Annotated in this window: 17 protein-coding genes; 7 read left to right on the forward strand and 10 right to left on the reverse strand. The window is 38.3% G+C overall.

All coding sequences use genetic code 11. The annotated features are described in order from the left end of the window. Nucleotides 1-8: 8 nt before the first annotated feature. From QM524_RS24650 to QM524_RS24665, 4 genes are all read right to left on the reverse strand, one after another. Nucleotides 9-1,445, reverse strand: coding sequence for an arabinan endo-1,5-alpha-L-arabinosidase (locus tag QM524_RS24650; RefSeq protein ID WP_283346692.1), 1,437 nt, complete (start codon nucleotides 1,443-1,445; stop codon nucleotides 9-11). Between the two features lie 246 nt (nucleotides 1,446-1,691). Then, the gene (locus QM524_RS24655; RefSeq protein WP_283346693.1) at nucleotides 1,692-3,245 is read right to left on the reverse strand and encodes a RagB/SusD family nutrient uptake outer membrane protein; all 1,554 of its coding nucleotides are present in this window, start codon (nucleotides 3,243-3,245) and stop codon (nucleotides 1,692-1,694) included. Nucleotides 3,246-3,331: 86 nt separating this feature from the next. Continuing rightward, on the reverse strand, nucleotides 3,332-6,721 hold the full coding sequence (locus QM524_RS24660) for a SusC/RagA family TonB-linked outer membrane protein (protein ID WP_283346694.1): 3,390 nt from the start codon (nucleotides 6,719-6,721) through the stop codon (nucleotides 3,332-3,334). 227 nt (nucleotides 6,722-6,948) lie between these two features. Then, on the reverse strand, nucleotides 6,949-7,998 hold the full coding sequence (locus tag QM524_RS24665; RefSeq protein ID WP_283346695.1) for a FecR family protein: 1,050 nt from the start codon (nucleotides 7,996-7,998) through the stop codon (nucleotides 6,949-6,951). Between the two features lie 333 nt (nucleotides 7,999-8,331). On the opposite strand from QM524_RS24665, the gene QM524_RS24670 reads away from it, so the two are divergent. Next, a complete protein-coding gene (locus QM524_RS24670) occupies nucleotides 8,332-8,937 on the forward strand; it encodes an RNA polymerase sigma factor (RefSeq protein ID WP_095168328.1) in 606 nt (201 codons plus the stop codon). Here the strand turns inward: QM524_RS24670 and QM524_RS24675 are convergent. Further along, on the reverse strand, nucleotides 8,934-9,989 hold the full coding sequence (locus QM524_RS24675; RefSeq protein ID WP_283346696.1) for a bile acid:sodium symporter family protein: 1,056 nt from the start codon (nucleotides 9,987-9,989) through the stop codon (nucleotides 8,934-8,936). The two genes, QM524_RS24670 and QM524_RS24675, sit on opposite strands and share 4 nt — an antisense overlap. Before the next feature lie 74 nt (nucleotides 9,990-10,063). Between QM524_RS24675 and QM524_RS24680 the strand changes: the two genes are divergently transcribed. The 3 genes from QM524_RS24680 to QM524_RS24690 all read left to right on the forward strand — a co-directional run bounded on the left by QM524_RS24680 (nucleotide 10,064) and on the right by QM524_RS24690 (nucleotide 11,871). Next, complete coding sequence (locus QM524_RS24680) at nucleotides 10,064-10,495, forward strand: MarR family winged helix-turn-helix transcriptional regulator (RefSeq protein ID WP_283346697.1); 432 nt, start codon at nucleotides 10,064-10,066, stop codon at nucleotides 10,493-10,495. Nucleotides 10,496-10,579: 84 nt separating this feature from the next. After that, complete coding sequence (locus QM524_RS24685; RefSeq protein ID WP_095168334.1) at nucleotides 10,580-10,996, forward strand: organic hydroperoxide resistance protein; 417 nt, start codon at nucleotides 10,580-10,582, stop codon at nucleotides 10,994-10,996. A 161-nt stretch (nucleotides 10,997-11,157) separates the two neighbouring features. Next, complete coding sequence (locus QM524_RS24690; protein WP_095168336.1) at nucleotides 11,158-11,871, forward strand: recombinase family protein; 714 nt, start codon at nucleotides 11,158-11,160, stop codon at nucleotides 11,869-11,871. 86 nt (nucleotides 11,872-11,957) lie between these two features. On the opposite strand, the gene QM524_RS24695 is transcribed toward QM524_RS24690, so the two are convergent. Next, on the reverse strand, nucleotides 11,958-12,287 hold the full coding sequence (locus QM524_RS24695) for a hypothetical protein (protein WP_095168338.1): 330 nt from the start codon (nucleotides 12,285-12,287) through the stop codon (nucleotides 11,958-11,960). Nucleotides 12,288-12,887: 600 nt separating this feature from the next. On the opposite strand from QM524_RS24695, the gene QM524_RS24700 reads away from it, so the two are divergent. Together QM524_RS24700 and QM524_RS24705 are read left to right on the forward strand one after the other, a co-directional pair. Next, entirely contained in the window at nucleotides 12,888-14,099 is a 1,212-nt protein-coding gene (locus QM524_RS24700; protein ID WP_283346698.1) for an acyl-CoA dehydrogenase family protein, read from the forward strand. 11 nt (nucleotides 14,100-14,110) lie between these two features. Beyond that, nucleotides 14,111-15,178, forward strand: coding sequence for a phosphotransferase family protein (locus QM524_RS24705; protein WP_283346699.1), 1,068 nt, complete (start codon nucleotides 14,111-14,113; stop codon nucleotides 15,176-15,178). A 65-nt stretch (nucleotides 15,179-15,243) separates the two neighbouring features. Here QM524_RS24705 and QM524_RS24710 read toward each other — a convergent pair whose 3' ends face one another. From QM524_RS24710 to QM524_RS24725, 4 genes are all read right to left on the reverse strand, one after another. Next, nucleotides 15,244-17,565: a glycoside hydrolase family 3 protein gene (locus QM524_RS24710; protein WP_283346700.1), complete on the reverse strand. Its 2,322-nt coding sequence runs from the start codon at nucleotides 17,563-17,565 to the stop codon at nucleotides 15,244-15,246. A gap of 207 nt (nucleotides 17,566-17,772) precedes the next feature. Beyond that, on the reverse strand, nucleotides 17,773-18,639 hold the full coding sequence (locus QM524_RS24715) for a transglutaminase family protein (RefSeq protein WP_283346701.1): 867 nt from the start codon (nucleotides 18,637-18,639) through the stop codon (nucleotides 17,773-17,775). Beyond that, entirely contained in the window at nucleotides 18,629-21,202 is a 2,574-nt protein-coding gene (locus tag QM524_RS24720; RefSeq protein WP_283346702.1) for a circularly permuted type 2 ATP-grasp protein, read from the reverse strand. The genes QM524_RS24715 and QM524_RS24720 overlap by 11 nt, the downstream gene beginning before the upstream one ends. 566 nt (nucleotides 21,203-21,768) lie before the next feature. Further along, entirely contained in the window at nucleotides 21,769-25,194 is a 3,426-nt protein-coding gene (locus QM524_RS24725; protein ID WP_283346703.1) for a transglutaminase family protein, read from the reverse strand. Between the two features lie 247 nt (nucleotides 25,195-25,441). Between QM524_RS24725 and QM524_RS24730 the strand changes: the two genes are divergently transcribed. Beyond that, entirely contained in the window at nucleotides 25,442-25,828 is a 387-nt protein-coding gene (locus tag QM524_RS24730; RefSeq protein WP_283346704.1) for a hypothetical protein, read from the forward strand. Nucleotides 25,829-25,920: the final 92 nt, after the last annotated feature.

The following is a 25,920-nucleotide window of genomic DNA, read 5'->3' on the forward strand; positions in this document are numbered from 1 at the left end:
TCTGAAGGTTATTTCTTCTTTCCCCAGATAGCGGTCCCTTTATTATTCAAACCAGAAAAAAGAATAGTTTCCTTTTTATTTTCCCAATCGCGACCTCTTTCAACCAATACTTCGTCGGTAAAACCATTACTCCATTTCATAGTAAGCCAAGGCGCTGAATATGACCATATATTGGCTGTACTTCCATTAATACCACCATTGGCATCCAATGAAATAGTAGTAGCTACTTGAAAATCAGGAGAGTTTTGTTCTTTATCATAACCTGGTACTACTCTATATCCAAGGATAATTTGCTCCCAATTACCTACCAAATTTTCTTTCGTAATAGTAGTCGTAAATTCTCCTGCATAGCGCTCAGGTGAAACCACTGGCCAACCATCTTTTGTCCAAAAGATTTTACGGACATGTAAAATCATAAAATTAATATCCTGTCCCGGGCGACCCTGATGTGCCATATAATACTGTCCAGCATTTTCGAAAACACTACAATGTGCCACTCCTTGCCAGCCCGCATGACCTGCAAACTGATAAGGCGCCAATATCATCGGACCATGGTCGATATCTTCATTTAGGTTACGTCCTTCAAAATCATAAAAAGGTCCTTCGGGAGAGTCTGATCGCCCTACTCGAACATTATATTTTGTCGCTAACCAGTCATAAGAAATAAATAGAAAATACTTTTTGAGTTCTTTATTATAAATTATTTCTGGGCCTTCGATATTGCCATTGTATTGCCCATTGGTAAAACCACGATTCGCAATTCGTTTACCTTTATCACCTGCAACGAGTGGTAAACCTGTGGCAGGATTTAGTTTCAACATATAAATACCATCCCAAGCAGAGCCATAATAAAAATAATGTTCACCTGTTGGCGTAACCACCACTGTTGGGTCAATTGCATTGGTTTGGCGAGTATTGTCATTTTGAGACGTCACTACCAAACCTTGCTCTTTCCATGGTCCCAAGGGCGAGCTGGCGGTAGCCAATCCAATCACACTTAAACGAGGGTCTCCAGAGGAAAGTGAATAATACAAACGAAATTCATTCCCTACTTTCATTATGTATGGCGCCCACAAAGAATTAAAAGGTTGAATGCCTTTTTGCTTGATAAAGTTTGCCCCTAATGTTGGCAAACCATCAAATACCCAACCATAAAACTTCCATTCTATCAAGTCTTTTGACTGGCGAATCTGAATTCCCGGGCGAATATCTGTTCCGTAAGCTACGTCAGTATTATAGCAATAATAGGTATCGCCTTCCTTGATAATTGATGGGTCATGTACGTTGTAGGGTCCCCAACGCAAATAATTACTCGCAGCAGCCACGTCTGCATAAGAGTCTTTGATAGAGTTTATATCAAAAGCTGGTGCCGTTGGGCTGGGATTAGGCGTAGGGGTTGGGGTGGGGTCTACGGCACTTTTCGAGCAAGACCCAAGTCCTAACATGATCAATATTAGAAGTATAAAAAAGTATTTTTTTGTTGAAAAAAGCATAAGTCTACAGATTGAGATACCGTATTGATGATTGAAAGGGAGACATCAAATATTTTTTAGGTTTAGAGATAAGTCCTAAATTTTAGAAGAGTAAGCCATAGACAATAATCAAAATAAGTAATTTTTAAGAAACTCTTACTTTGTCTACTGCCTATAGCTTATTGATATTTGTGCAATAATTAGAGTTTTGGTAAAACCCTAATAACCAGCATTTTGCTTAACGCCTGGATTCGTATTTATCTCGCGTTGCGGAATTGGATAAAACTCTCTACCTGCTTGATAAGTGTTAAACTCAGGGTCACGAAGCTTCAATTCTGCTAGCTTTGTGGCATCTTGTAGCCAACCCCAACGACGAATATCATCAAAACGGTGACCTTCCAAGCAAAACTCCAAAAGTCTTTCATGAGCTAATTGATCTCGCATTTGTGCAACAGTCATATTAGGTTTTGTGGTTGCTAAATTTGGTAACCCTACGCGCGAACGAACTCGTTGTATGTACTGATAAGCTTGTGCGGTTTGTCCTGTTTCATTCAAACATTCAGCATACATCAACAAAATATCAGAATAACGTAACAAACGTTCATTGATGCCAGAACGCCAGTCAAACTCATCGGCTTTGGTTTCATCATTTTCATACTTGCGACAGAACAAATCATTCAAGTCATTGGGGTTTGTATAAAAAGTAGCAAAGTCTTTTCCATACAATTTCATGCCACCCGGTTTGTTATAGAAAATCGTTGCCTCCAAACGAGGGTCATCTTTTCCTGCGGCAGTTTTTTCTACTAAAAACTCGTTAAATACAGAGCGAGTAGGTTGCACATCTGTCCAGCCAAAACCACGTGGGCCATAAGTAATGGCACGACCCGAAACTGCCCCCCAGCCAGGAGCAGGCTCGCCACCCCAGTTCATATCTTTACCGCCAGCATCACGAGAAAATTGAACTTCAAACAATGATTCTTTATTATTTTCGGCAACTTCTGTAAAATTATCTCGATAATTTGGCATCAAATCGTATACGCCCAAATCGATAACTGCCTTGAACTGTGTAGCGGCCTCGGTATATTTTTTAGTAAACAAATAAGCTTTTCCTAAAAACCCTAAAGCTGCTCCTTTGGTCGCACGACCTGTTTGACCTTTATCGGGCCCAGCCACATTATCATAGCTAACAGGAAGCAATTCAGAGGCCTTTTTTAAGTCAGAAATTACTTGTGCCCAACCTTCCTCTGCGGTAGATTGTTTAACATAAAAATTTGCGGTGCTCTTTACTGAAGTAGTTGGCAGCATCACGTTACCAAACAAATTGACTAAATGGTAAAAATAAAGTCCTCGTAAGAAATAAGCCTGTCCCAAAATACGATCTTTAACTGCTTGATCCATCGCAATTTTTGGCACGAAATCCAACACTTGATTGGCCTTAGAAATACCTTCATAATACGCACCAAACGCCCAACCATAGATCGCATCATTACCCGTATTCAAGGCAAACTTTCCTGAATTGTACATTTGATCCCAAGGGCTATTACTCTTAATATCATCGCCACGCGTATCGAGCAATAAAGGGGTACTACGCATATACCCGCCGTCGATTATAAGGGTTTGGTAAGCAGCATTCACTCCCTTTATAGCATCATCTTGTGACTGCCAAAAAGTAGCCGAAGTTTGCTGGTTGGGGTTTGTTTGCTCCAAGTCCTTTTCACAGCCCGTAGCCAACATCATGGCTGCTACGTAGGCTATTATATATTTTTTATTCATGGAAAATCTAAAATTAAACGATTTTGTAAAGTAACTCACAGACATATAATGCTCTTAAAATGGCACGTTCAACTGTCCCTATCAAATTAGAAACCTACTTGCAGACCAAGCATAACGGTACGAGGATTAGGATATGATCCATAATCTAAACCTCTACTCAATAAACCATCACTTGCAAAGTCTGGGTCGTAGCCACGATAGCCAGAAATCAAGAAAATGTTCTGTCCAGATGCATAGATTCTGATTTTACTTACACCTTTAATTTTGTTCAAAATACTTTGAGGAACGTTGTATCCAATTTGCGCATTTTGCATACGCAAATAAGCTCCACTTTCTACAAACCTGTCTGAATCACGAGTATTCGCATTCGGGTCTCCAATGACTGGACGAGGCACATTGGTATTGGTATTAGTTGGAGTCCAATAATTAAGAGCGTCTACGTGATGATTACCATATTGTTGAGCCATTAAATCACGATATACACCATTGTAAACCTTATTCCCCGCCTGCCCTTGCATAAAAAATGATAAGTCAAAGTTTTTGTATGATGCACCAAAGTTCAAACCATAATAAAAGTTTGGAATAGATGAGCCCAAATAAGTACGGTCTCCCTCGGCTGTGATTTTGCCGTCACCATTGAGGTCTTTAAACTTAATATCACCAGGGGCAGCATTCAATTGAGTAGCATGATTTTTTACATCATCAGCATTTTGGAAAATACCTTCTGTAATATATCCATAAATCTCCCCTACAGAATGTCCGACTTCTGTTTTACTCGCTGCACCATAAATTGGCTCGTTGTTTCCTCCCAAGGCCAACACCTTATTGTTGAGCGTATGTGCATTGGCAGAAATTTCATACTTAAAATCTCCTGTTTTTTTACGATAAGTTGCCGTTAATTCAACCCCAGAGTTGCTAACCGAAGCAATATTTGTTGTAACACTAGCATTGGTAGAACCCACCGAAGCAGGAATAGGAATACCCACCAACATATCGTAGGCACGGTTATCAAAATATTCAGCAGTAAATGAGATTTTATCATTCAAGAAACCAAAATCAACCGCCACGTTGGTGGTTCTTTTCGATTCCCATTTAATCGATGGATCAACCACTTGTGTACGAGTAGCACCTGGAGCCAAAGCATTGTTGAACACATAATTCGCATTAGTGTTGATATAGGTATCATAGAGATATTGACCAATAGACTGATTACCTAATTCTCCAAAACCACCTCTTACTTTCATGCTATTGATAAATTCTGGCAACTGAATATCATTGTGTACATTCCAAGCTGCGGCCAATGACATGAAATTACCGAAACGATTTGATGGACTAAATCTTGAAGAGCCATCACGACGGAAATTGAAAGTCAATAGGTATCTATCACCATAGTTGTAGTTCACACGACCCAAATAGGATTGAAGAGCTGCATTCCACTGGTATTCGCTAATACCACGACCTCCTGAAGCCTCTAATCCAGAACTTAGTGTCAAGAAATAAGGCTCAGTAAGTCCTAAAGCCGTACCAGTCATAGACGCCCACTCATCTTTTTGGTGTGTAATACCTGCCAACACATCAATCTTATGTTTACCAATTTCTTTCAGATACGTTGCAGTATTTTCAATCAAGAAAGTATTAGCCCCACCACGTGTTTGAGATAAAAACGCCAATGGAGTAAGGTAGTAAAAACCTAAATCATATTTTGGTTCAAAGAAGAAGTCTTTCCAATCTGTACGGTCGTAACTAACACTTAATCTGTATTTTAAGTTTTTCGCCAATTCCAACTCACCCCAGAAATTTCCTAAAATACGATTACGGTCTCCTGTACTTTTCAATAAAGCATTCATGCCTACTACGTTCAAAGTAATCGCTCGTTGGGTATTGTTATCGCTACCGCCATAACCACCCAAACGATTAGGGTCGTACACAGGCATTGTCGGAATGGCCGTCAATAAACTAGTTACACTCCCTCCAAAAACGGCGTGTTCTCTAGTATTGGCATTATTTACCTTATGCGACTGTGTGTAAGCAAACTTTGCCCCAAATGAGAAAATACCTTTTTTACCTGTCAAATTACCATTCAAGCTATAACGCTTATAGTTTTGTGGACCAGTATAGGTACTGCTTTGATCGAAATAACCTACCGAAACACTTCCTCTCAAAGCCTCAGTCCCTCCTGAGAAGTTGAGATTATGGTCGGTAATTTTACCAGTTTTAAAACCTTCTTTTTGCCAATCCGTATCTACTTTGCTAATGTATGATGGACTTCTCGGGTCGTTGGCAGGCGCTACCAACAAACCAGCATTCAATTCGGCCGCACTTGTGATATTCTGATAACCAACGCGGTTGGTTACAGGAATGCGCTTCGCTATTTCTTGTACACCCGCATAACCTGAATAATCCACTTTCAGAGGTCCTACTTTACCTTTTTTGGTAGTTATAATCACAACCCCAGTGGCTGCACGAGCACCGTAAATAGCACCAGCAGAGGCATCCTTCAAAACCTGAACACTCTCAATATCGTCTGGAGAAAAATCAAACGGTGCATCTACAGGAACTCCATCAATCACAAACAATGGACTGTTGTTATTGAAAGAACTAATACCTCGAATTTTGATACTTACAAATCCACCTGGCTCGCCAGAACCATGCACTGTGACACCAGCTACTTGACCTTGGAGCATTTTGGCAACGTCATAAGTGGCTGTTTTCTTGGCATCTTCCATTTTGACAATACCCACCGAACCTGTCAAATCTTTTACTTTTTGCGTACCATAACCAACCACAACCACCTCATCAAGTTTAGCGATGTCAGCCGTCAATTCTACGTTGATGGTGCTACGACCACCCACACGAATTTCCTGTTTTAAGAAGCCAACCGAAGATATTTCAATAACAGCATTGGCATCTTCTACCTCAATTTTGTAATTTCCTTGTGCATCGGCTACTGTTCCTTTATTTGTTCCTTTAATACGAATGGTAGCTCCAGCCACTGGCTGATTATCTTCACGGCTTGTCACTCGACCAGATACGTGTAATACTGCGCCAGAAACTATAATATCTTCTAGAATAGCGTTTGACTGAACGTTTGGGTTATAATTTCGGTCGGTATTAGCTGTATTCAAGACGTGAATATTGCCGCGCACTTGCTTAAATTGAAGATTGACTTCTTTCGTCAAGAAATTAAGAACTTCCGAAAGCCTCTTATTTTGCACGTTCAATGTAACTTTCACCTGCTCATTGAGGTAAGCATCATTGTATGAAAAATGAAATTGCGTTTGCTTTTCGATTTCTTTAAATACCTGAACAATCGTAGCTTTTTCTACTTTCATGTTCAGACGAGTATTCTCGACACTTTTGGCTTGTGCTCCAAAAATGCCTAAAATATTAATTTGTAAAATACTCATGAGGAGCATTAACATAGTCGTAAATCGTTTTTTTAACTGGAGAAGCGACTTGGGTCGAAGGATTTTCATATATTTGATTGGGATTTTGATGATTGAAATAATTAAAATTCCTAGTTCTGCTCTATCGCACAGACGCCAATCTTTTAGATAGCTCAGAACTCAATCAAGGAGCCGACACATAGTCGGCTTTTTTTTGTTTGGTTAGCTGGAGTTTTGAAGCAAAGAATTCATAATTAATGTTTAGATATGTTAGCGTAAAATATGACTATGATTAATAATAATATTGGGCAAACAGCCTAGTGGTTTGGTGTGATTCTTACTTCTTTTCCATTGATTTCAAAATCAAAGCCTGAAGTAAACCCAACACCAGTCAGAACATTTTCGAGAGACTCGTCATAAAACTCACCACTGTATCTTCCTTTCAATTTTAGGGATGAATCAACTGTAATTTTTACCCCATACCAAGCTTCAATTTTGGATAAAACACTTGGCATATCCTCCTTAGAAAAGTACAATATGTTATCTTTCCAAGCGAGCTCAGATTTCAGGTCAAACGAACTAACTTCAATCTGCTTTTGAGCTTCATGCCAGACTCCCATTTTACTAGGAGTAAGTATTTCGGATTGATGGTTTTCAACTACACTCATACTTACTTTTCCTGTTCTTACTGCAACTTTGCCAGTAACGTCCTTTTCAAAATCATTTACCGAAAAACTTGTTCCCAAAACTCTAGTTCTCAAATGTTTTGATTCTACCACAAACGGTTTTTGTGGATTTTTCACAACCTCAAAAAAAGCCTGACCATTCAAGTCAACTTTTCTGATAGAATCCTGAAAGTCAGTATTATACGAAATTGAACTTCCTCCCTGAAGTGTTACAATTGAACCATCTGGAAGAATTACCTTTATTCTTTCTCCTAGATTAGCTCCATAAAATTGCTTATTCCCCATGGTCAAAACAGAAGTCATCAAACGCTCTTTGGCAAATTCTGTTTGTAATGAATAGGTAATACCAATAACCACAGAAGCTGCCACCCACCAAAACCTTTTAAGACTATTCTTAAAAATTGAAATAGCTTGTTGTTTTTCTGCCTCTGAGTTTTGAGCAACAGTCGATTTGATACTCTCAAACATCGCATCAAGTTCTTGTTTGTCTAAATGATACTGATGCTTGTAAGCAAGATTTTGAATAATGCTTTTGGCAAGGTCAAACGTCTCTTTTTTGTCAGGATTATTTAAAAGCCAATTGTTCCAAAACTCGTTTGAAACATCATCTGGCTCTTTTACCCATTTTACAAATGAAGAGTTACTCAGAAATTGCTCTATATTGGGTTGATTCGATTCCATAGTTTAGTTCTTTCAAATACAGAAAGACAAAAACTCAAGGAATGACCATAGTAATCGAAGAAAAAATTTTACTTTTTTTAGAAAAATAAAATTTTTACCATTTAACATTCTGATAATGAAACATTTACATTATCAATAAAAATTATCAAATACTTTCTATTTAATAACTTTATAAATTTTTTTTTGCATTTTATTGAGTAGTAAATCAAAAAATATCCTACATTTGACTTCAGGAATGAACTATTCCCTTTTTATTTAGTAATAATTGTGTATGTCTGACACATATACGTTGCCCAAATGAATTAACAAGCCATATACTTTAATTAAACAGCCATGAAACATCTCTCCGAAGAGCAAATTTGGAAAGCATTTAAAGATGGGAACGATGAAGCTTTAAGTTTTATCTACTATCATTATGCCCCAAAGCTATATAATTATGGCAGACAGTTTTGTGCTGAAGCAGACCAAGTGAAGGATGCAATTCAGGATTTATTTTGCGAAATGATTCAATCAAGAGGGCGTCTAGGAGATACAACCTCGATTAAGTTTTACTTGTATGCGAGTTTGAAACGCAAATTGATGAGGGTACAAGAAAGGCAACAAAAACAATTTGCTTTTGTAGGATTAGAAGGCGGTTTTGAACTTAATATTTCGGATGGAAATGACTTGTTTAATCAGATATTTTCAGCAGATACCAGTCAGATCATAAAAGAAGCATGTGCAAAGCTTCCCGAAAAACAACGAGAAGCTATTGCTTTATACTTTTTTGAAGGACTAAGCTATGAAGAAATTGCCCAGATTATGGCTATGACCAAAGTAAAGTCAGCGAGAGCCCTAGTCTATCGTGCCCTAGAATCACTATCTGAAGATTTGACCATCCAACAGCATGTTTCACAGACCATTACAGCTTTGTGGGCTATATGTCTAAGCACCAATTAATGATTAGATTGTTGTGCCATTTTTTCGCCGCGCTTACTAGCCAGATAACTTGCACCTATAAGCTGTCCGGCATGATAAATCATAATAGGCAGCAAATAAATACCAACTTCTGCACCTGCTCCAAACAGCACTTTACTCATCACTGTACCATGCACCAATGATTTTTTAGAACCACAAAATATCGCCGTTGAGGTATCTGCTTCGTTAAACCCAAGTCGATGAGCACACCATTTAATCAATTGATATACCACTTGGAATAGTACAATCATTCCCACAGACAACCAAATGATATTACTTATTGGTAAGGTAGCAAATATATGGTGGTCAAATGAATCACAGAAAGATTGATATACAATCAAAATAATTACAGTTTGGTCAACCATCTTTAAGGCAACTTTGTTTTTTTGTGCCCAAGCACCCCCAAATTTATTTAAGCTCATTCCGATAATTACAGGTACGATTACTTGTAAAACCAACTTCATAAGGACATCTGTCAAATCAAAATTGCTATTGACTTGCCCCATAAATAGCGACATCCATAACGGTGTTAACACAATACCCAACAAACTAGATAGTGTAGCATTAAAAATAGCAGAAACCACATTACCACCTGATAATGAAACCATTACGACCGAAGATGAGACTGTCGAAGGCAAGGCTCCCAAGTAGAAAATAGCCAACCATAAAACAGGTTGCCCCATAGAATCGAACCAAGGTTTGACCAAAAGTGCTAGTACAGGAAAAAAGATAAAGGTACTACTTTGAATCAAGGTGTGTAATTTCCAATTACTGATTCCAACCAATAACTGCTTGGTATCTAGTTTCAAACCATATAAAAAGAAGGTTATGCTCACCCCATAAGTTGTTGCAAATCCCAATGCTTTATCAAGGGTCACTGCTCCCAGTTGCGGATATACATAAGCAAGAATAATCGCTCCAATCAAAGAAAGAATGAATCCATCTACTCCATATTTTGCCAAAAATTTCATATTACAACAATTATCGATTTCTTGAAAAAACAAAAATAGGGCTTCAGAGCTTTGTTTTAGCATCTTTTAGAAAATTCTAATAAAAAAGCTTGCAATTAAATTGCAAACAATTTAATTTTATACAAAAAAATAAATACATGAATCAGCTCAAGTTAGAAAACCAGCTTTGTTTTCCATTTTACGCTATTTCAAGGCAAATTACTGCCTTGTATAGACCACTGCTCGAACCACTAGACTTGACATATCCTCAATATCTCGTGTTGCTAGTGTTATGGGAACACAAAAATTTGTCTGTAAAAGATTTAGGAAAAAAGCTGTTTCTCGATAGTGGAACTTTAACGCCACTACTAAAGCGTATGGAACAAGATGGCTTAGTAAATCGACAACGTGACAAAGCGGACGAAAGAGTCGTATTTGTAAGCCTAACAAATAAGGGTATTGAACTTGAAAATGAAGCAAAAGATATCCCCTTCAAACTAGCTTCATGCTTGGCACTTACGATGGAGGAGTTTATCAATTTGAAAGCTCAATTAGATAAACTAATGGATGCCACTTCAAATACTAGATAGCAGAAAAATACAATTTTAATATAAATCTATAAATCAACTATTGCTCGAATTAGTACGCTAATTGAGCAACAAAATTATACAATCATGCAAGCATTATATCAGGCGTCTGCAACAGCGACGGGAGGTCGCAACGGACAGGTAAAATCTTCAGACGGAGTATTAGATTTGGAAGTAAGAATGCCAAAAGAATTAGGAGGAACAGGAGGAGCATTCACAAATCCTGAACAACTTTTTGCGGCAGGCTATTCAGCATGTTTTGATAGTGCACTGAACCTTGTGATCAGAATGCAAAAAATTACTACTGGTACAACTACTGTAACAGCTGAAGTTGCTATCGGTAAAAATGATGCTGGAGGTTTTGGACTAGCAACAACATTAAAAGTACATATTCCTGGCGTAGAAAGAGAGGTAGCACAAGCATTGGTGGAAAAAGCGCATGAGGTATGTCCTTACTCAAATGCTACCAGAGGTAATATGCCTGTAACGCTCGAAATTATCTAAGCATTGCAGTTTTATTTTTTTTCAGAAAGTCTGATCAGCACACAAGTTGGTCAGACTTTTTGTCTTTAAGGTTGGAGGTCGTTTGGACTTATGTATTTTTCTATTATTTTTACAAGACAATAACGAGCATTGTAGCCTTGTAAAATTTTCTAAACTGTTATATGAAGAAGTATATAGCCTACCTGAGAGTTTCGACCAAAGGACAAGAACGCTCAGGCTTGGGACTAGAAGCACAGCGAGCCATCATTTATCATTATGCAAACCTTGATAAGATTGAGGTTGCACAAGAGTACATCGAAGCTGAATCGGGTAAAGAGATAGACAACCGCCCGATGCTTCAATCAGCAATTGCAGATTGTTTGAATGATAAAGATGCTTTTTTGATAGTTGCCAAATTGGATAGACTTAGCCGTGACGTAAAAGATACTTTTGATATTTTAGAGAAAGTTCGAGGGAAATTTGTAAGTTGTGACATTCCTACCCAAAACGGAGTTTTGGATACCTTCACGTTAGCAGTTTTTGCAGGTTTGGCGCAGCGTGAACGTGAACTGATTAGCATCCGAACCAAAGCAGCCTTGCAGGCAAAGAAGAATCGGGGCGTGAAATTAGGTAAACCTGAAAATTTTACAAATGAATCAAGAGCCGTGGGAGCCGCATCAACAAAACAAAAAGCCTTAAAAAATTTAAACAATCGCTTGGCTTCGGCCTTAATTGAAAGATTCGACCGAGGATTGTACACCCTTCAACAGATTGCAGATGAACTAAATTCGAAAGGGTTTAGGACCTCGAAGGGAAAATTGTTTCACCCTACTACCGTAAAAAGATTAATTGAGCGCCGAAAAGTACCTGTTTCAAGCATTTTGAAGGCGTCGTAGGTAGCTTATTGTAAGGCGTCGTGGGCTGTTTTAGAGAATAATCAATTCTCAGCGCCTTCGACGCTTTTGTTTTTTAGTCAAACTCCTTAAAATAGAGAGAGTTGAGTACCTATCAGATGGTCTATTTGCACGCGCTTATTTCTTTCAAAATATTCAAGTGCACGAGTGAGTTCTTTTCTATTTCTACAAATTAGATACGGTTTTTTATTGTGAGGCCGTACCAGTCTAAGATCTAATTTAAAAACAGTACCAACTCCATATTTTTGACGAAGTTTTCTGCTGCACTCGATACGAAGTGCGCTATCAGCTGTTTGTCCATCCAAAGGGCGCAATCTCACACGACCTCGCTCTAGGATAGATTCAGCAAAAACATCTAAATACCAAATAGGTTGTTCGTTAAAAAGTGAATATCTCATCGGATTCAATCAAAATTACCGAGTTGGCAAACTCAAACCAAACTGTCAGAAAGATACTAATTTTTTCAATAGCTTGTATTTCTCAAAAACTCAAGAAAAGTCAAATCAAGATGATTAGGTAATAATGAATTCACAAATAATTTTGCCTACCTAAGTTCCCGAATAATAATTCTGAGTAAAAATTAATCAATTTATGTAGTAAATAATACCCATGATATCCTTTTAAGTATATTAAAAAATTTGATACATACGTGATCAAGACGAAAACGTTACCGATAACGATTGCATAAAAAAAATATTCATCCTCGTTGGAATAATTTGAATACTATCCTAATTTAGTTGTCAAATTTGCGGTAATATATTACTTTTACATAAAATTCCTATTTTCCTGTACAACAGGTAATTCTTGTGATTTTGAAAGCTCATTGAGCTAGAACATATTATCATAGTTTTTATAGAAAATTGGGTGTAGTTACTGGCACTATAATATTTATGGTGTCAGTTTTTTTTGTGCCTATGCTAAAGTGATTATTCTCATTTCAAGAAAATATTAAACTTTTCTTTGTAAATTTCTTTCAAAATTCACTTTGAAAAAAATATATGAACTTCTCCCATGCCCCAAAAACCCTTGACTTAATTCAAAAAGTTGAGAACTTCGTCCATGAACACATTTTACCTATTGAGGAAAAATTTCGTGAACAACCCTTTATCTCAAATCCTAGTTTTCCTGAATGGTCTCTCGATGAAGAAATTGAGTCCTTAAAAACCTTAGCTAAATCTCAAGGATTGTGGAATCTTTTCTTACCAGAAATTAGTGGCTTGAGTAATGTTGAATATGCACCCCTTGCCGAAGCGATGGGATATTCATTATTAGCTCCAGAAGTTTTTAACTGTAATGCTCCCGATACAGGCAATATGGAAGTACTCTGGAAATATGGTACTACAGAACAAAAAGAAGAATGGCTCAAACCACTCTTGGAAGGCTCTATCCGTTCTGTTTTTTGTATGACCGAACCAGAAGTTGCCTCAAGCGATGCAACCAACATGAAGGCTACAATTGAAGACAAAGGCGACTATTTATTAGTCAATGGAACCAAATGGTGGAGTACAGGAATCGGACACCCTAATTGTAAAATTGCTATTTTTATGGGTTTATCAAATCCCGAAGCAGCCAAACACGCCCAGCACTCTATGGTACTCATTCCACTAGATACTGAAGGTGTAACCATCAAAAGAATGTTGCCTGTATTTGGCACTTATGACCCACCGTATGGTCATGGGGAAGTAAGTTTCGAAAACGTAAAAGTACCAAAATCAAATCTTATTGGCGGACTAGGAAAAGGATTTGAAATAGCACAAGGACGTCTCGGGCCTGGTCGAATCCATCATTGTATGCGTGTAATTGGTGCAAGTGAGCGGGCACTCCAACTGATGATAGAAAGAGGAAAATCTCGAAAAGCCTTTGGCAAAACACTTCTTGAACTTGGAGGAAATGCTGATATCATCGCCAATGCTCGTATGGAAATTGATATGGTAAGATTACTAGTTATGAAGACGGCCTATTTACTAGATACTTTTGGTATCAGGGGCGCCTTGAGTGAGGTATCACAAATTAAAGTAGTTGCACCTACTATTGCCTGCAAAATCATAGATCAAGCAATGCAACTATTTGGAGGTAAAGGTCTTAGCAATGATACCCCTCTCGCAGGACTATATGCATATGCAAGAACTTTGAGATTGGCCGATGGCCCTGATGAAGTTCATAGAAATGTGGTAGCTAAATTGGAATTGAAAAAGTACGGTGAATCATAAATGGACTGAGAATGGAAAACATTTTAATTGACACTCCAAAGGACGTTCGAACAGAAGACCAATTGGATTTGGATCTATTGAAAAGCTATTTAGAAAAAGAATTCTCTATTGTTATTCACTCTATTTCCTTAAAGCAATTTAGCGGTGGAGCGTCTAACTTAACCTATCAGATTACAATCAATGAAAAAGCATATATTCTGAGATGTCCACCGAAGGGTACAAAAGCCAAAGGAGCGCATGATATGGCAAGGGAATCTAAGATAATGTCGGTATTGACTCCTCATTATCCATACGTTCCCAAAGTAGAACTTTACTGTAGCGATACTGCGGTAATAGGTCGAGAGTTTTATATCATGGAAAAAATATCAGGAATAATTCCTAGAGCAAATCTTCCTAAAGGATTAGAATTAAGTCCTGAAAAGGTGCAAAACTTATGTGTAAGGGTAATCGATAAACTAATTGATTTACATAAAATCAAAATAGAAAATACGGATTTACAGCAATTTGGTAAAGGGAGTGGCTATGCAAATAGACAAATCACAGGTTGGGTAGAACGTTTTCGAAAGGCCAAAACATGGAATGTACCTTCCTGCGAATATGTAATTCGGTGGTTGCAATCTAATATTCCTAGTGAAGAATATACCTGCTTTATTCACAACGATTTTCGTTTTGATAATGTAGTGCTTTCCGCAGATGAGCAGTTGGAGGTAATTGGTATACTAGATTGGGAAATGGCAACGGTCGGTGATGGATTGATGGATTTGGGCAATAGTCTAGCTTATTGGATTCAAGCTGATGATGATTTTGTTTTCAAAATGTTTAGAAGACAACCCACGCACTTAAATGGAATGTTAACGCGTAAAGAAGTTATTAAGTATTATTGTGAGCGAATGAATCTACAAAATGTAGATTTTACTTTCTACGAAGTATATGGATTGTTTAGGTTATTGGTGATAATTCAGCAAATTTATTTTCGGTATTATCACAAACAGACCAGCAACCCAGCTTTCAAAAACTTTTGGTTTATGGTCAATTATCTGAATTGGCGTTGCAAAAGAATTATTAAGAAAAGTAATTAAAAAGACAGGCGAAAAGGAACTCTTTTCGCCTGTCTTTTTAATTACAAATAATGAAGCCTCTGATACTATTTTTTATATAACTTAACACGTCCGTCTTTGATAACGCCTTTCCAATTTAAGCCAAAACCAAAATCGTAGACATTTCCTTCAGAGTCCTTATGACACTCCATATCTTGCGGAACATCCTCAGCTTGTTTTTCAACAGTACTCATATTAGCTGGCATCTGAATCGGCAACAAAGCTGATGGTTCTTTTTTACCAGAAATAATCTCAAAAATAGCTTGATCTTGTACTTTAAAATTAACTAAGATCCCTTCTACCTCCTTTTCAAATTCATTGAATACCATAGGGTTATCCATCGAAACAGAAACTATCACAGGCTTTCCCTTCATTTTGGCTTTTGTCTCCAAAATCATATCCAAATCTGTGGAGTTTGAAGCTTTTATACTTTTGCCTTTGTAAGAACGATTCGTTGAAGCTTCCAATGGATCTCCACCTGCAATACTTGTCTCACGAGCATCAGTAGCAGTATATTCTTTAAACTGTAGACTGATCGGCAAATAGCCATTGCCACCCTTCGCCAAATCAGCTTTATCATAGCCTATACCTGAAGATGGGTTATTGACAAACACGATCGCACAGTCAGCCTCATTAGGATTATCTGTCACATTAAAATACTTTTTAACGACATTCAAGTTGACAGGGTAATCCAATGACTCTGGAGTTTCCATGCCTAGGAAGTTACGAGATTTGGCAACGAAACGCTTAGGAATATATACTGTTTTACCCAAATGAAGTGGTAGGATACTTCCCTTATTTTTGAGCATTACGATCGAGCTAGTTTGAGCCTCAAAGCCTTCACGCATAAATGTGGGATTACCAACTACTTTCACAGTTTCTTGAACATCCAAATACGGATTTTCGAATAAACCAACACGGAAAATATTACGCAACAAACGCACTGCCGATTTTTCCATACGAGCACGCATCCATGTTTCCCCACGTTCTTTTACACCCATTGCATAAGCATCAATAATAGGCTTTGAATCATTATTACCACCAAATTGGTCAACACCAGCCATCAATGCTTTATAATGCAATTCAGCTTCGGTCAGTTTTTCCAAGCCCCATGGTTTTCCATCCACAAAGTTGTCCATCACCGTGTGAGCATGGGTAATACTCCAGTCTGTACAAACTACCCCGTCATACTGATATTTATCTCTCAACAAATCGGTAATAATATACTTGTTATAGCTATTTCCCACGTTTTCATTATTTTTTGTATCAAAACCCCACGAAATAGTATAATACGGCATTACAGCCGAAGCCATCTTAGTTTTACCTTTTAGTTTGAACGCACCTTCTGTAAAAGGAATAAAATGTTGTGCATAATTTTTGCCCGGGTAAACCGCATATTTCCCAATAGCATAGTGAGCATCGCGACCCGCTTCACCAGAACCACCCCCAGGCCAGTGCTTTACCATCGCATTTACACTTCCAAAACCCCAACCATCCTTAATTTCTCTATCGCCATAAGAGGTCTGAAAACCATCCGAATATGCCTGCGCCATCGCCGCACTCAGGTAAGGATTTTCACCAAAAGTTCCACTCACACGACTCCAACGAGGTTCTGTTGCAATATCCACTTGCGGAGATAAAGCCGTAGCTATTCCCAATGCACGATACTCGGCTGAAGCCACCTCACCAAAACGGTGTGTGATTGTTGGATTAAAGGTGGCTGCTAAACCTAATGAACTTGGCCACATCGAAATCGTACCACCAGCCGCAGCGTTGTATTCAGCACTTGCCAAAGTGCCATGACGAGGGTCAGAGCTGTTATTGGCAGGAACACCTAATGCAGTACTTTCGACAAATGCCTGCATTTTATTATTCCATTTGGCAGCTACTTCAGGGCTTTTTACGGTAGTTAACAATACGTGACGTAAATTGTCTTTCTCCAAAAACGATTTCTGCTGGTCGGTCATGTCTGAAGGGTCCGTTTCACCTTCTTTGTAGGGCTTTCCATTATATGTACCAGAAAAATAACCCATTGGTCGTGCAGGTAACGACTGGTGACCAGAATACAACATCAAGCCAGCGATTTGCTCAACTGACATCTTAGTCGCTAAATCTTTAGCGCGTACATCCACTGGCAAACGCCAGTCTTCATATTTATCAAGCTTTCCATTTTTGTTCAAATCCTTAAAAGCCCAGCCGTCTACGGTTAGAATTTTTACACCCGAACTCGGCGCATAACCTAATTTGACGCCTCCTTTGTTTTGGATAAGCGTAAAATCACCTTTCGATTGGGTTGTATATTTCTGAGCTTGAACACCCAGCGATAACGCCAGAGTAGCAATAAATAATGGTATATGTTTATATTTCATATTATAAAAATGAATAAGGTACTTATTGAATTATTATGATACAAAGAAAGGGATTATTACTATTATTTGATTAAAATTTTATATAAATCATCGTATTTTTTAGTCAGATAAAGGGAAAATATCGACAGATACAAAAAAAGGATAACTCAAATGAGCTATCCTTTCTATCACTATTTTACTTGAATTATAATCTTTATCTCTTGGTTACTAAAGGGGAATTACGTCTACCGAAACTGACAACTGGTGTCCCCCAGAACTAAATATCACACCTTTCAATGGAGCTACATCACTGTAATCGCGTCCATACGCCGTAATAATATGACGCTCTTGCGGTACCATGTCATTGGTTGGGTCAAACTCACACCATCCCATCTCTGGAATATACACCGAAATCCACGCATGAGATGCATCCGAACCCTGAAGTTTCTGTTGGCCAGACGGTGGCAATGTCTCAATATACCCACTAACATATCTCGCAGCCAATCCCAAACTTCTTAGACAAGAAATTGCTAAATGAGAAAAATCCTGACAAACACCTCTTCGTTCTTTTAACACCGTTTTGATCGGCGTATAAATGGAAGTAGCATTTGAGACAAACTTGAACTCTTTGTAAATTTTATGGCACAACTGCATTACTCCTTCATAAAGTACAACATTATCTTGTAAGCAAGTACGCGCAAATTCAAGTATTTCAGTATCCCAATTGATAAAAGGACTTGGCGTCATATATTGCAAAAGTTCAACTTTAAGTTCACGGTTATTCCAAAGCATATTTTTACAATCTTGAACCGATATCCTCGAGATATTCATTTGAACTTTGGGTAAACTCTGAACTTTACTGACAGCCAGCACGGTCAATTCTTGATGTGGAACATGAATCGAAAAGTAATGTACAGTATTGCCAAAATAATCTTTTCTTTCTATAATTTCGTTGGGAGAAGGTGTTATTTCTAATTTAAAACTATCACAAACTTGCCCTTCCAAATCCTTCGGTTTTAAGCATACCAAACTATGGTAATTATTAACTGTTTCGTGATATCTGTAGGAAGTTTTATGAATTAAGTTATATTTCATTCTGACTCGAATTTTCGGTACTACTCAAAAAAGAATGTTGTATCTCAGTATGAGTAAAGTACAAATTTGTCAAAGAGTTATTTACTGATAAAATTAAATCAAAGACTTCTGCTAATAAGCCATCCAAGTTTTCTCGGTACAAGGTATCTTGTTCAAAAATGACCATTTGCGACACATCAGCAAGTTTGATTTTCATGGTAGCCTGAAGGACAGCCTTCTGAGCTAAATTTAAGCGTTCAGTATGCGATGGCTTAGGTAATTCCGACAAACAACGCCCCAATTCATCCAACTGGAAAGCTAAAGAATAAGGCAGCTTAGTTTCCAAGAAAATCATATCGAGCATAGCTTCCAAATTAAAATTAGATTTGTAAAGCTGTCGATAATGAATCAGTAAATGATGGTTGATAAGAACGGCCTCAATCAGTTCGTTCTCGATATGAGAATCATTTTTGAAACTAAAACAAGCACGAATTGTACTGATTTTTAGGAGGATTCTTTCTATAAGTTTTCCAGATTCGAACAAATAAAATCCGCCATCCCTTGGCATGGTGTCGGCTACAATACCATAAAAAGTAAACAATCGTGCATGAAGCTTATCCAATACTTTTTGCATCGTGTTGCTATTGGAAAAGGTATCATCAGGCCTTTTAATTTTTTTAAAGGTATTCTCAATCGAGTAAATAGCACGCCATGTATCATGATTCCATTTGTCACTCACCGAAATCACACCTCTCAAAAATGCCTCTGTGCTAGATGCTACGGAGCCAAGTACTTTGAGATCATGTACAATCTTGTGTATTTCGGGATAAGGGTTTATCAACAATTCTGTTTTCTCTTCATCCAAAAAACCGGGATAGGTTAAGGTCAAATGCGTTAGCCCCTTCAACAACACTTCGATATGTTCAGATTTTGAAGCATTACCAAATTTGACACTTTCATGGAGAGCATTAATCAACAACTTGATATATTTTGTAGTCGACATCGTTCGCTCTGCGTAACGGCCAACCCAAAAAAGATTCTCTGCACTTCTACTCGGTAACGAAGTATGATGATGCACAGACTCCTTAGGCATCTCCACTCTAATTTCCTTTTGCGTTATCTCCGTGTCAGACACAATCCAAGTATCTTTGGAGCAACCACCATGTTGATGTGAAACCTCAAATCGTCCCTGTACAGCAGAACTTCTTGTCAACCCACCTTGCATGACCATATAATCGTCTCCATTGGCGACCAAATACGCTCGAAGAGCCGCTAACCTCGGCACCAATTTTCCATTCACTAAGGCTGGAGTTGTCGAAAGACCAATCTCCTCTTGAGCAACGTATTCATGCGGCGCGAGCAAAATTTGTTGAATTAAATCTGTACGTTGTTCTGGAGTCAACAACCGACCATAAACCGAACGAAATACTTGTTTACGGTTTGCTTTTTTGATGATAAGTTGAGGCAAATTTTCAATCACATAATTGAGCTCGTGTGTATGTCCACACCACCAAGTAGCGATAGAAGGCAATATCAGCTCCTCTTTCAGCAAAAAGCGACAAGCCGCTGCCATAAAAGCTAGAAGTCCACTATTTTCAAGAACCCCTGCTCCTGGTGTATTTACAACTGCAACATTACCTGAGCGCATAGCCTGCAACAAGCCGGGAATTCCCAAACGAGAATCCTCTCTCAATTCAAGCGGATCACACCAGTCGTCATCCACTCGACGAATTATCACATCAACCTTTTCTAAGCCATCTATTGACCTCAACCACACAAAACCATCTCTAACTACCAAATCATCGCCATGAACCAAAGTATAGCCCAAATACGACGCTAAATACGCGTGTTCGAAATAGGTTTCATTACCTGACCCTGGGGTCAAATACACAATTGTTGGATGTTCTCGGCTTTTTCCAGTCAGTGCAGTAACCTCCTTATGAAAAGTTTTGAAAAATGGAGACAGGCGGTTAACCGTCATACCAGTTGTCAACTCAGGCAATATGGCACTCATAACCGTGCGGTTCTCCAAGGCATATCCCGAACCCGAAGGCGCTTGTGTACGATTGTCGACTACCCACATCCGACCATCTGGTCCACGAGCTACGTCAACAGCATAAAGGAGTAGTTGCTTTTCGGAAGCTAATTTCACATCCATACAAGGGCGAAAGAAACCGCTATTTTCGTAAATCAACTCAGGAGGTAATATACCCTCTTTTACCAAACGTTGAGGTCCATAAATATCTTTCAGCATTAAATCCAACACTACTGCTCTTTGCTTTAATCCTTCCGATATCAAATCCCACTCTGACTTTTCCAGTAAAAAAGGAATAGGGTCTAATTGCCATGGTCTAGCACTTACCTCAGAACTACCATACACATTGTAAGTAACTCCATTTTCACGCAGTTTATTAGTTAATTCCTGACTCCGTACCACGAGTTGTTCCATACCCAACTTTTCGAGGGTATCAAACATCTTTTTCCAATAAGGTTTTACTTGTTGACTGGCGTCCAGAATTTCGTCGTAAGACTCTATTTCCCCGATGTACGCTTTGAGTAAACTATCTTTCACTTCAGTAATCATATTTTCATAAGCATGCACTCAAAATATTGACTGCAAAATGGTAAATCATTTACGATTTATTTAACTCACAAAATCTTATGAGCTTAAAAAGTATAAATGTAAGTATTTACGAAAAAAATACAAGGATAGGCTATCCCGATGAATCAAAAACATCAGATGACCTATCCTTGTAAAAGTTTTGTTCAGGTAAGTTAGTGGGCAAAATAAAATTTAAGATTGTGCTTTGGGCTTTCAGGTATCGGCTTTCGGCGGTGGGCTTTGTAAAAAAGCATGGCTGAGGTTAATAAAAAGCATTTTAACACTCTGTGCCTTGTACCCGTTGCCTTGTCCCGAAAACCCATAAATCAAATCTTATTTTGCACTATTACTTAAGTAGTAGGAAAGATTAAATTAATAGTATAACTGAGGTAATATTTGACTATAACCTTTTGATTATGAATATCTTCAAACAACCAATATACTGTTAACTAATAACCTTTTCCTACTTATTTCCTACAAAATGATAAGTTAAGAATCTGCTAAGCTTTTTATACTTTTTCTTAACACTTCTAGAGCAACAGCTTGAACTATCTAGCTTTCCAGAATCTTCTTAAGTCAAGTGTTGTAGGATATTCAGCATTGATAAGCTCGACAGGCGTATCAATTTTCATTTCCTTCTTATTTTCAGCCACAAATCGTGATGGCGCTGTATTGAACCTCACAGGAGCTGGAACCGTCTCAGAGGTAGATGGGGTATGTCCAAAGCCCCAGAAACGACTAATCCTTCTCGACTCAGCTTCGTAGCTATTAATCGGATAGGTATCAAAACTTCTTCCACCCGGATGTGATACAAAATAGGTACAACCACCAATCACACGGTTATTCCAACTATCCACAATATCAAATACCAGCGGGGCATCGACACCAACCGTAGGATGCAGTGCCGACGGTGGATTCCAAGCTTTGTATCTGATTCCAGCTACATATTCGCCTTTAGTACCTGTAGGGCGTAAAGGCACTCTACATCCATTACAAACTAAAATATGTCGATCCTGAACAAATCCAGAAACTTTAACTTGTAGTTTTTCTAATGATGAGTCCACAAAACGAGCGGTACCAGAATTTGAGAGTTCTTCGCCAAGTACATGCCAAGGCTCGATTCCTAAACGAAGCTCCAGTTGTAGATTATCGACAGTTACCCCACCATGGTGAGGGAATCTGAATTCGAAAAAGGCATCAAACCACGAAATATCAAAATCATATCCTGCATCTTTCAAATCGTTTACTACATCAATCATATCCAAATAGGCGAAGTGAGGCAGTAAAAATCTATCATGCAACTCTGTCCCCCAGCGAATTAGTTTTTTCTTGTATGGTTGCTTCCAAAACTTAGCAATCAAGGCACGAACTAGTAAATTTTGTACTAAATTCATGTGCTTATGCGGTGGCATATCAAATGCTCGAAACTCCAAAATTCCCAAACGACCTGTCGATGAATCTGGTGAATATAGCTTATCTATACAAAATTCAGTACGGTGTGTATTTCCTGTAATATCTACCAAAAGGTTTCTGAAAATTCTATCTACCATCCAGAAAGGTACATTGCCATCGTCTGGAATTTGGTCAAACGCAATTTCGAGTTCGTACAAACGCTCATCGCGGCCTTCATCTACACGTGGTGCTTGACTCGTTGGGCCAATAAATGAACCAGCAAACAAATAGCTCAACACCGGATGGTGCTGCCAGTAAGTAACCAAACTACGCAACAAATCAGGACGTCGTAAAATCGGGCTATCTGCAGGTTTAGCACCTCCAATCGTTACGTGATTACCACCTCCTGTGCCCGTATGTCGCCCATCTACCATAAACTTTTCTGTACCTAATCTTGACAGAAATGCTTCTTCATACAAAGCCGTGGTATTGTCAACTAACTCTTGCCAATTTTTTGAAGGATGAATATTTACCTCAATTACCCCAGGGTCTGGTGATACTACGAGCTTCTCCAAGCGATAGTCAGATGGAGGGGTATATCCTTCTATTCTAATAGGCATTTGAAGTTTCTCTGCGGTAGCCTCAATAGAAGCGATAAGATCTAAATAATGCTCTAGGTATTCTGTTGGAGGCAGGAAAGCATAGAGTATTCCCTCTCTCTCTTCAATTACCAAAGTTGTCTGAATAGTATTTACCTCAAACAACAAAGGTTTTTCTTCCAACTCATCCGCTTTCTTTACTTTCTCGTCATCCTTAATTTTTGGAGCTTTTTTAGATGGAGCGACATAATCAGGTGCTTCAGAGCCATACCGAGACTCTACCACGGCATTATAGTCTCCCAAAGCAGGTAGGTCTTCAAAAGGACTTCGCTCTAAAGGTTCTTCTCTTTGAAATTTAGAAATCGCGGGTAATGAGTTTAATGGTAATCTCAATCCCACAGGAGAATTTCCCGGAATTAAAAAGCAATTCTCTCTTCTAAATTCCCATACGCAACTTGTCCATGTGTTGGTATTCCAATTCCATCGAATTGGTAATGCAAAGCCTACAGGATTGTTCAATCCTTTTTCCAAGACTTTTGCCAAGGTACGGCGTTCAATCGAATCCTTCAAGTTAACTGCCAGTGGGTCTACATTAACAGGCAATTTACCTTCCTCCAAAGTCCAATAAATAGGGTCTTCGAAAGTAGGACATAAATTGCTCGGACGAATACCAAGATATTTGGTGAGTTCTGTGGCAAACTTTTCAGCATCATGGAAAGTATAATTTGTTTGTCCTTCCTTTGCTATAAGATCGTCATTTTTCCAAATGGTATGTCCGTCCTTCCTCCAGTAAAGGGCATATTGCCAACGTGGGAACAATTCACCCGGATACCATTTCCCTTGACCAAAATGTAGTAAACCACCATGAGCAAAGCGATTTTTGAGGCGCAAAGCAAGATTATAGGCAAGTTGGCGCTTGAGTGGTCCATCAGCTGTAGAGTTCCATTCTGCTGATTCAAAATCGTCGATAGAAACAAACGTTGGCTCTCCTCCCATAGTCATACGCACGTCACCGTCTTGTAAATCTTTCTCCACGATATTACCAACTTTCATGATTTTCTCCCACTGCTCTTCAGTGTAAGGTTTGGTTACTCGTGGGTCTTCGTGAATACGGAATACTTTATTGTCAAACTCAAATGTTACTTCACAAATATCAGTAGCCCCAGTAACAGGTGCAGCACTCGCATAGTCTGGTGTGCAACTCAATGGGATATGTCCTTCTCCTGCAAACAATCCAGATGTAGGGTCTAGTCCAATCCATCCTGCGCCGGGGATATATGCTTCTACCCACGCATGTAAATCAGTAAAGTCTTCTTCTGGTCCAGAAGGTCCATCTAAGGACTTTACATCTGGTGTCAGTTGAACCAAATAGCCAGATACAAATCGAGCAGCAATTCCTTTATGACGTAGAATCTGAACCAATAACCAAGCAGAATCTCGACAGCTTCCACTTTTGATGGTTAATGTGTCTTCGCAAGTCTGCACACCAGGTTCCATTCTAATATTGTAGTCCAGATGCCCATAAACTTTTTGATTGGCGTATACCAAAAAATCGACCGTATTAATATCAGCTTTAGGGTCAACCTCTCTCAAAAAATCAGTCAATAATGACCCTGATTCACGTGCTTCGAGATAAGGAACCAATTCTTTTGCTAAGATATCATCGTATCTGAAGGGGAATTTTTCGGCATATTCTTCTACAAAGAAATCAAAAGGATTTATCACCTCCATTCGAGCTATTACCTCAACCTCTACACTTAGCTCTTTTGTTTTTTCAGGAAAGACGACCCTCGCTTGATAGTTTCCAAATGGATCTTGTTGCCAGTTAATAAAATGCTCTTCGGGCGTAATTTTCAAGGAATATCCTTCAATCGCAGTTCGCGAATGCGGCGCAGGTCTTAATCTAAAAATATGGGGAGACAAGCTGACGCTACGATCAAACTTATACTTAGTTTTGTGAGAAATCGCAACTTTTAAAGACATACGAGATTATTTTGAAGGTTCAATCATGGATTTATGTAAAAAAAGTGAAAAAATCCATGAAATGTCAACCTCCAAATGAAAATTTATAAATTCTCTTAAAGAAATTATATTCTACTTAATATTCATTTTACATTTTGATTATTTTAGAATACTCTCTTTATTCAAAATTATATTTCATCATTATCAACAATAACAACTTTACCTTTACACTCATTTATCATTGACTATACTGCTCAAAATGAGCAGTATGACTTCATCTAAAAATCTTCAAACCATAATGCTCAAAATGAGCAGTATGACTTCATCTAAAAATCTTCAAACCATACTGCTCATTTTGAGCAATATGACTTTACCGAAAAATCCTCAAACCATACTGCTCAAAATGAGCAGTATGACTTTACTGAAAAATCTTCAAACCATAATGCTCATTTTGAGCAGTATGACTTTACTGAAAAATCTTCAAACCATAATGCTCATTTTGAGTAGTATGACTTTACTTAAAAATCTTCAAACCATAATGCTCATTTTGAGCAGTATGACTTTACCTAAATATCACCAAACCATAGTGCTCATTTTGAGCATTATGGTTGAAAACAAAAACATGAGCCATCCCGAATTTTGTTGTGCGAAGTAGCACCATAGCATGTTTTGGATGGCCGTTCTCAATCGATAAATCGGTGTCAAAGCATTTTGGCACCGATTTCCTGTTCTATGAGCAAATTGATT

It is taken from the genome of Flectobacillus roseus (genome assembly GCF_030056595.1).
Classification (GTDB): Bacteria; Bacteroidota; Bacteroidia; order Cytophagales; family Spirosomataceae; genus Flectobacillus; species Flectobacillus roseus.

Bases quoted from the DNA above. Each gene is read 5' to 3' on its own strand.
- QM524_RS24650 (WP_283346692.1), bottom strand. From the start codon at position 1,445: ATGTTAGGACTTGGGTCTTGCTCGAAAAGTGCCGTAGACCCCACCCCA.
- QM524_RS24655 (WP_283346693.1), bottom strand. From the start codon at position 3,245: ATGAATAAAAAATATATAATAGCCTACGTAGCAGCCATGATGTTGGCT.
- QM524_RS24660 (WP_283346694.1), bottom strand. From the start codon at position 6,721: ATGAAAATCCTTCGACCCAAGTCGCTTCTCCAGTTAAAAAAACGATTT.
- QM524_RS24665 (WP_283346695.1), bottom strand. From the start codon at position 7,998: ATGGAATCGAATCAACCCAATATAGAGCAATTTCTGAGTAACTCTTCA.
- QM524_RS24670 (WP_095168328.1), top strand. From the start codon at position 8,332: ATGAAACATCTCTCCGAAGAGCAAATTTGGAAAGCATTTAAAGATGGG.
- QM524_RS24675 (WP_283346696.1), bottom strand. From the start codon at position 9,989: ATGCTAAAACAAAGCTCTGAAGCCCTATTTTTGTTTTTTCAAGAAATC.
- QM524_RS24680 (WP_283346697.1), top strand. From the start codon at position 10,064: ATGAATCAGCTCAAGTTAGAAAACCAGCTTTGTTTTCCATTTTACGCT.
- QM524_RS24685 (WP_095168334.1), top strand. From the start codon at position 10,580: ATGCAAGCATTATATCAGGCGTCTGCAACAGCGACGGGAGGTCGCAAC.
- QM524_RS24690 (WP_095168336.1), top strand. From the start codon at position 11,158: ATGAAGAAGTATATAGCCTACCTGAGAGTTTCGACCAAAGGACAAGAA.
- QM524_RS24695 (WP_095168338.1), bottom strand. From the start codon at position 12,287: ATGAGATATTCACTTTTTAACGAACAACCTATTTGGTATTTAGATGTT.
- QM524_RS24700 (WP_283346698.1), top strand. From the start codon at position 12,888: ATGAACTTCTCCCATGCCCCAAAAACCCTTGACTTAATTCAAAAAGTT.
- QM524_RS24705 (WP_283346699.1), top strand. From the start codon at position 14,111: ATGGAAAACATTTTAATTGACACTCCAAAGGACGTTCGAACAGAAGAC.
- QM524_RS24710 (WP_283346700.1), bottom strand. From the start codon at position 17,565: ATGAAATATAAACATATACCATTATTTATTGCTACTCTGGCGTTATCG.
- QM524_RS24715 (WP_283346701.1), bottom strand. From the start codon at position 18,639: ATGAAATATAACTTAATTCATAAAACTTCCTACAGATATCACGAAACA.
- QM524_RS24720 (WP_283346702.1), bottom strand. From the start codon at position 21,202: ATGATTACTGAAGTGAAAGATAGTTTACTCAAAGCGTACATCGGGGAA.
- QM524_RS24725 (WP_283346703.1), bottom strand. From the start codon at position 25,194: ATGTCTTTAAAAGTTGCGATTTCTCACAAAACTAAGTATAAGTTTGAT.
- QM524_RS24730 (WP_283346704.1), top strand. From the start codon at position 25,442: ATGACTTCATCTAAAAATCTTCAAACCATAATGCTCAAAATGAGCAGT.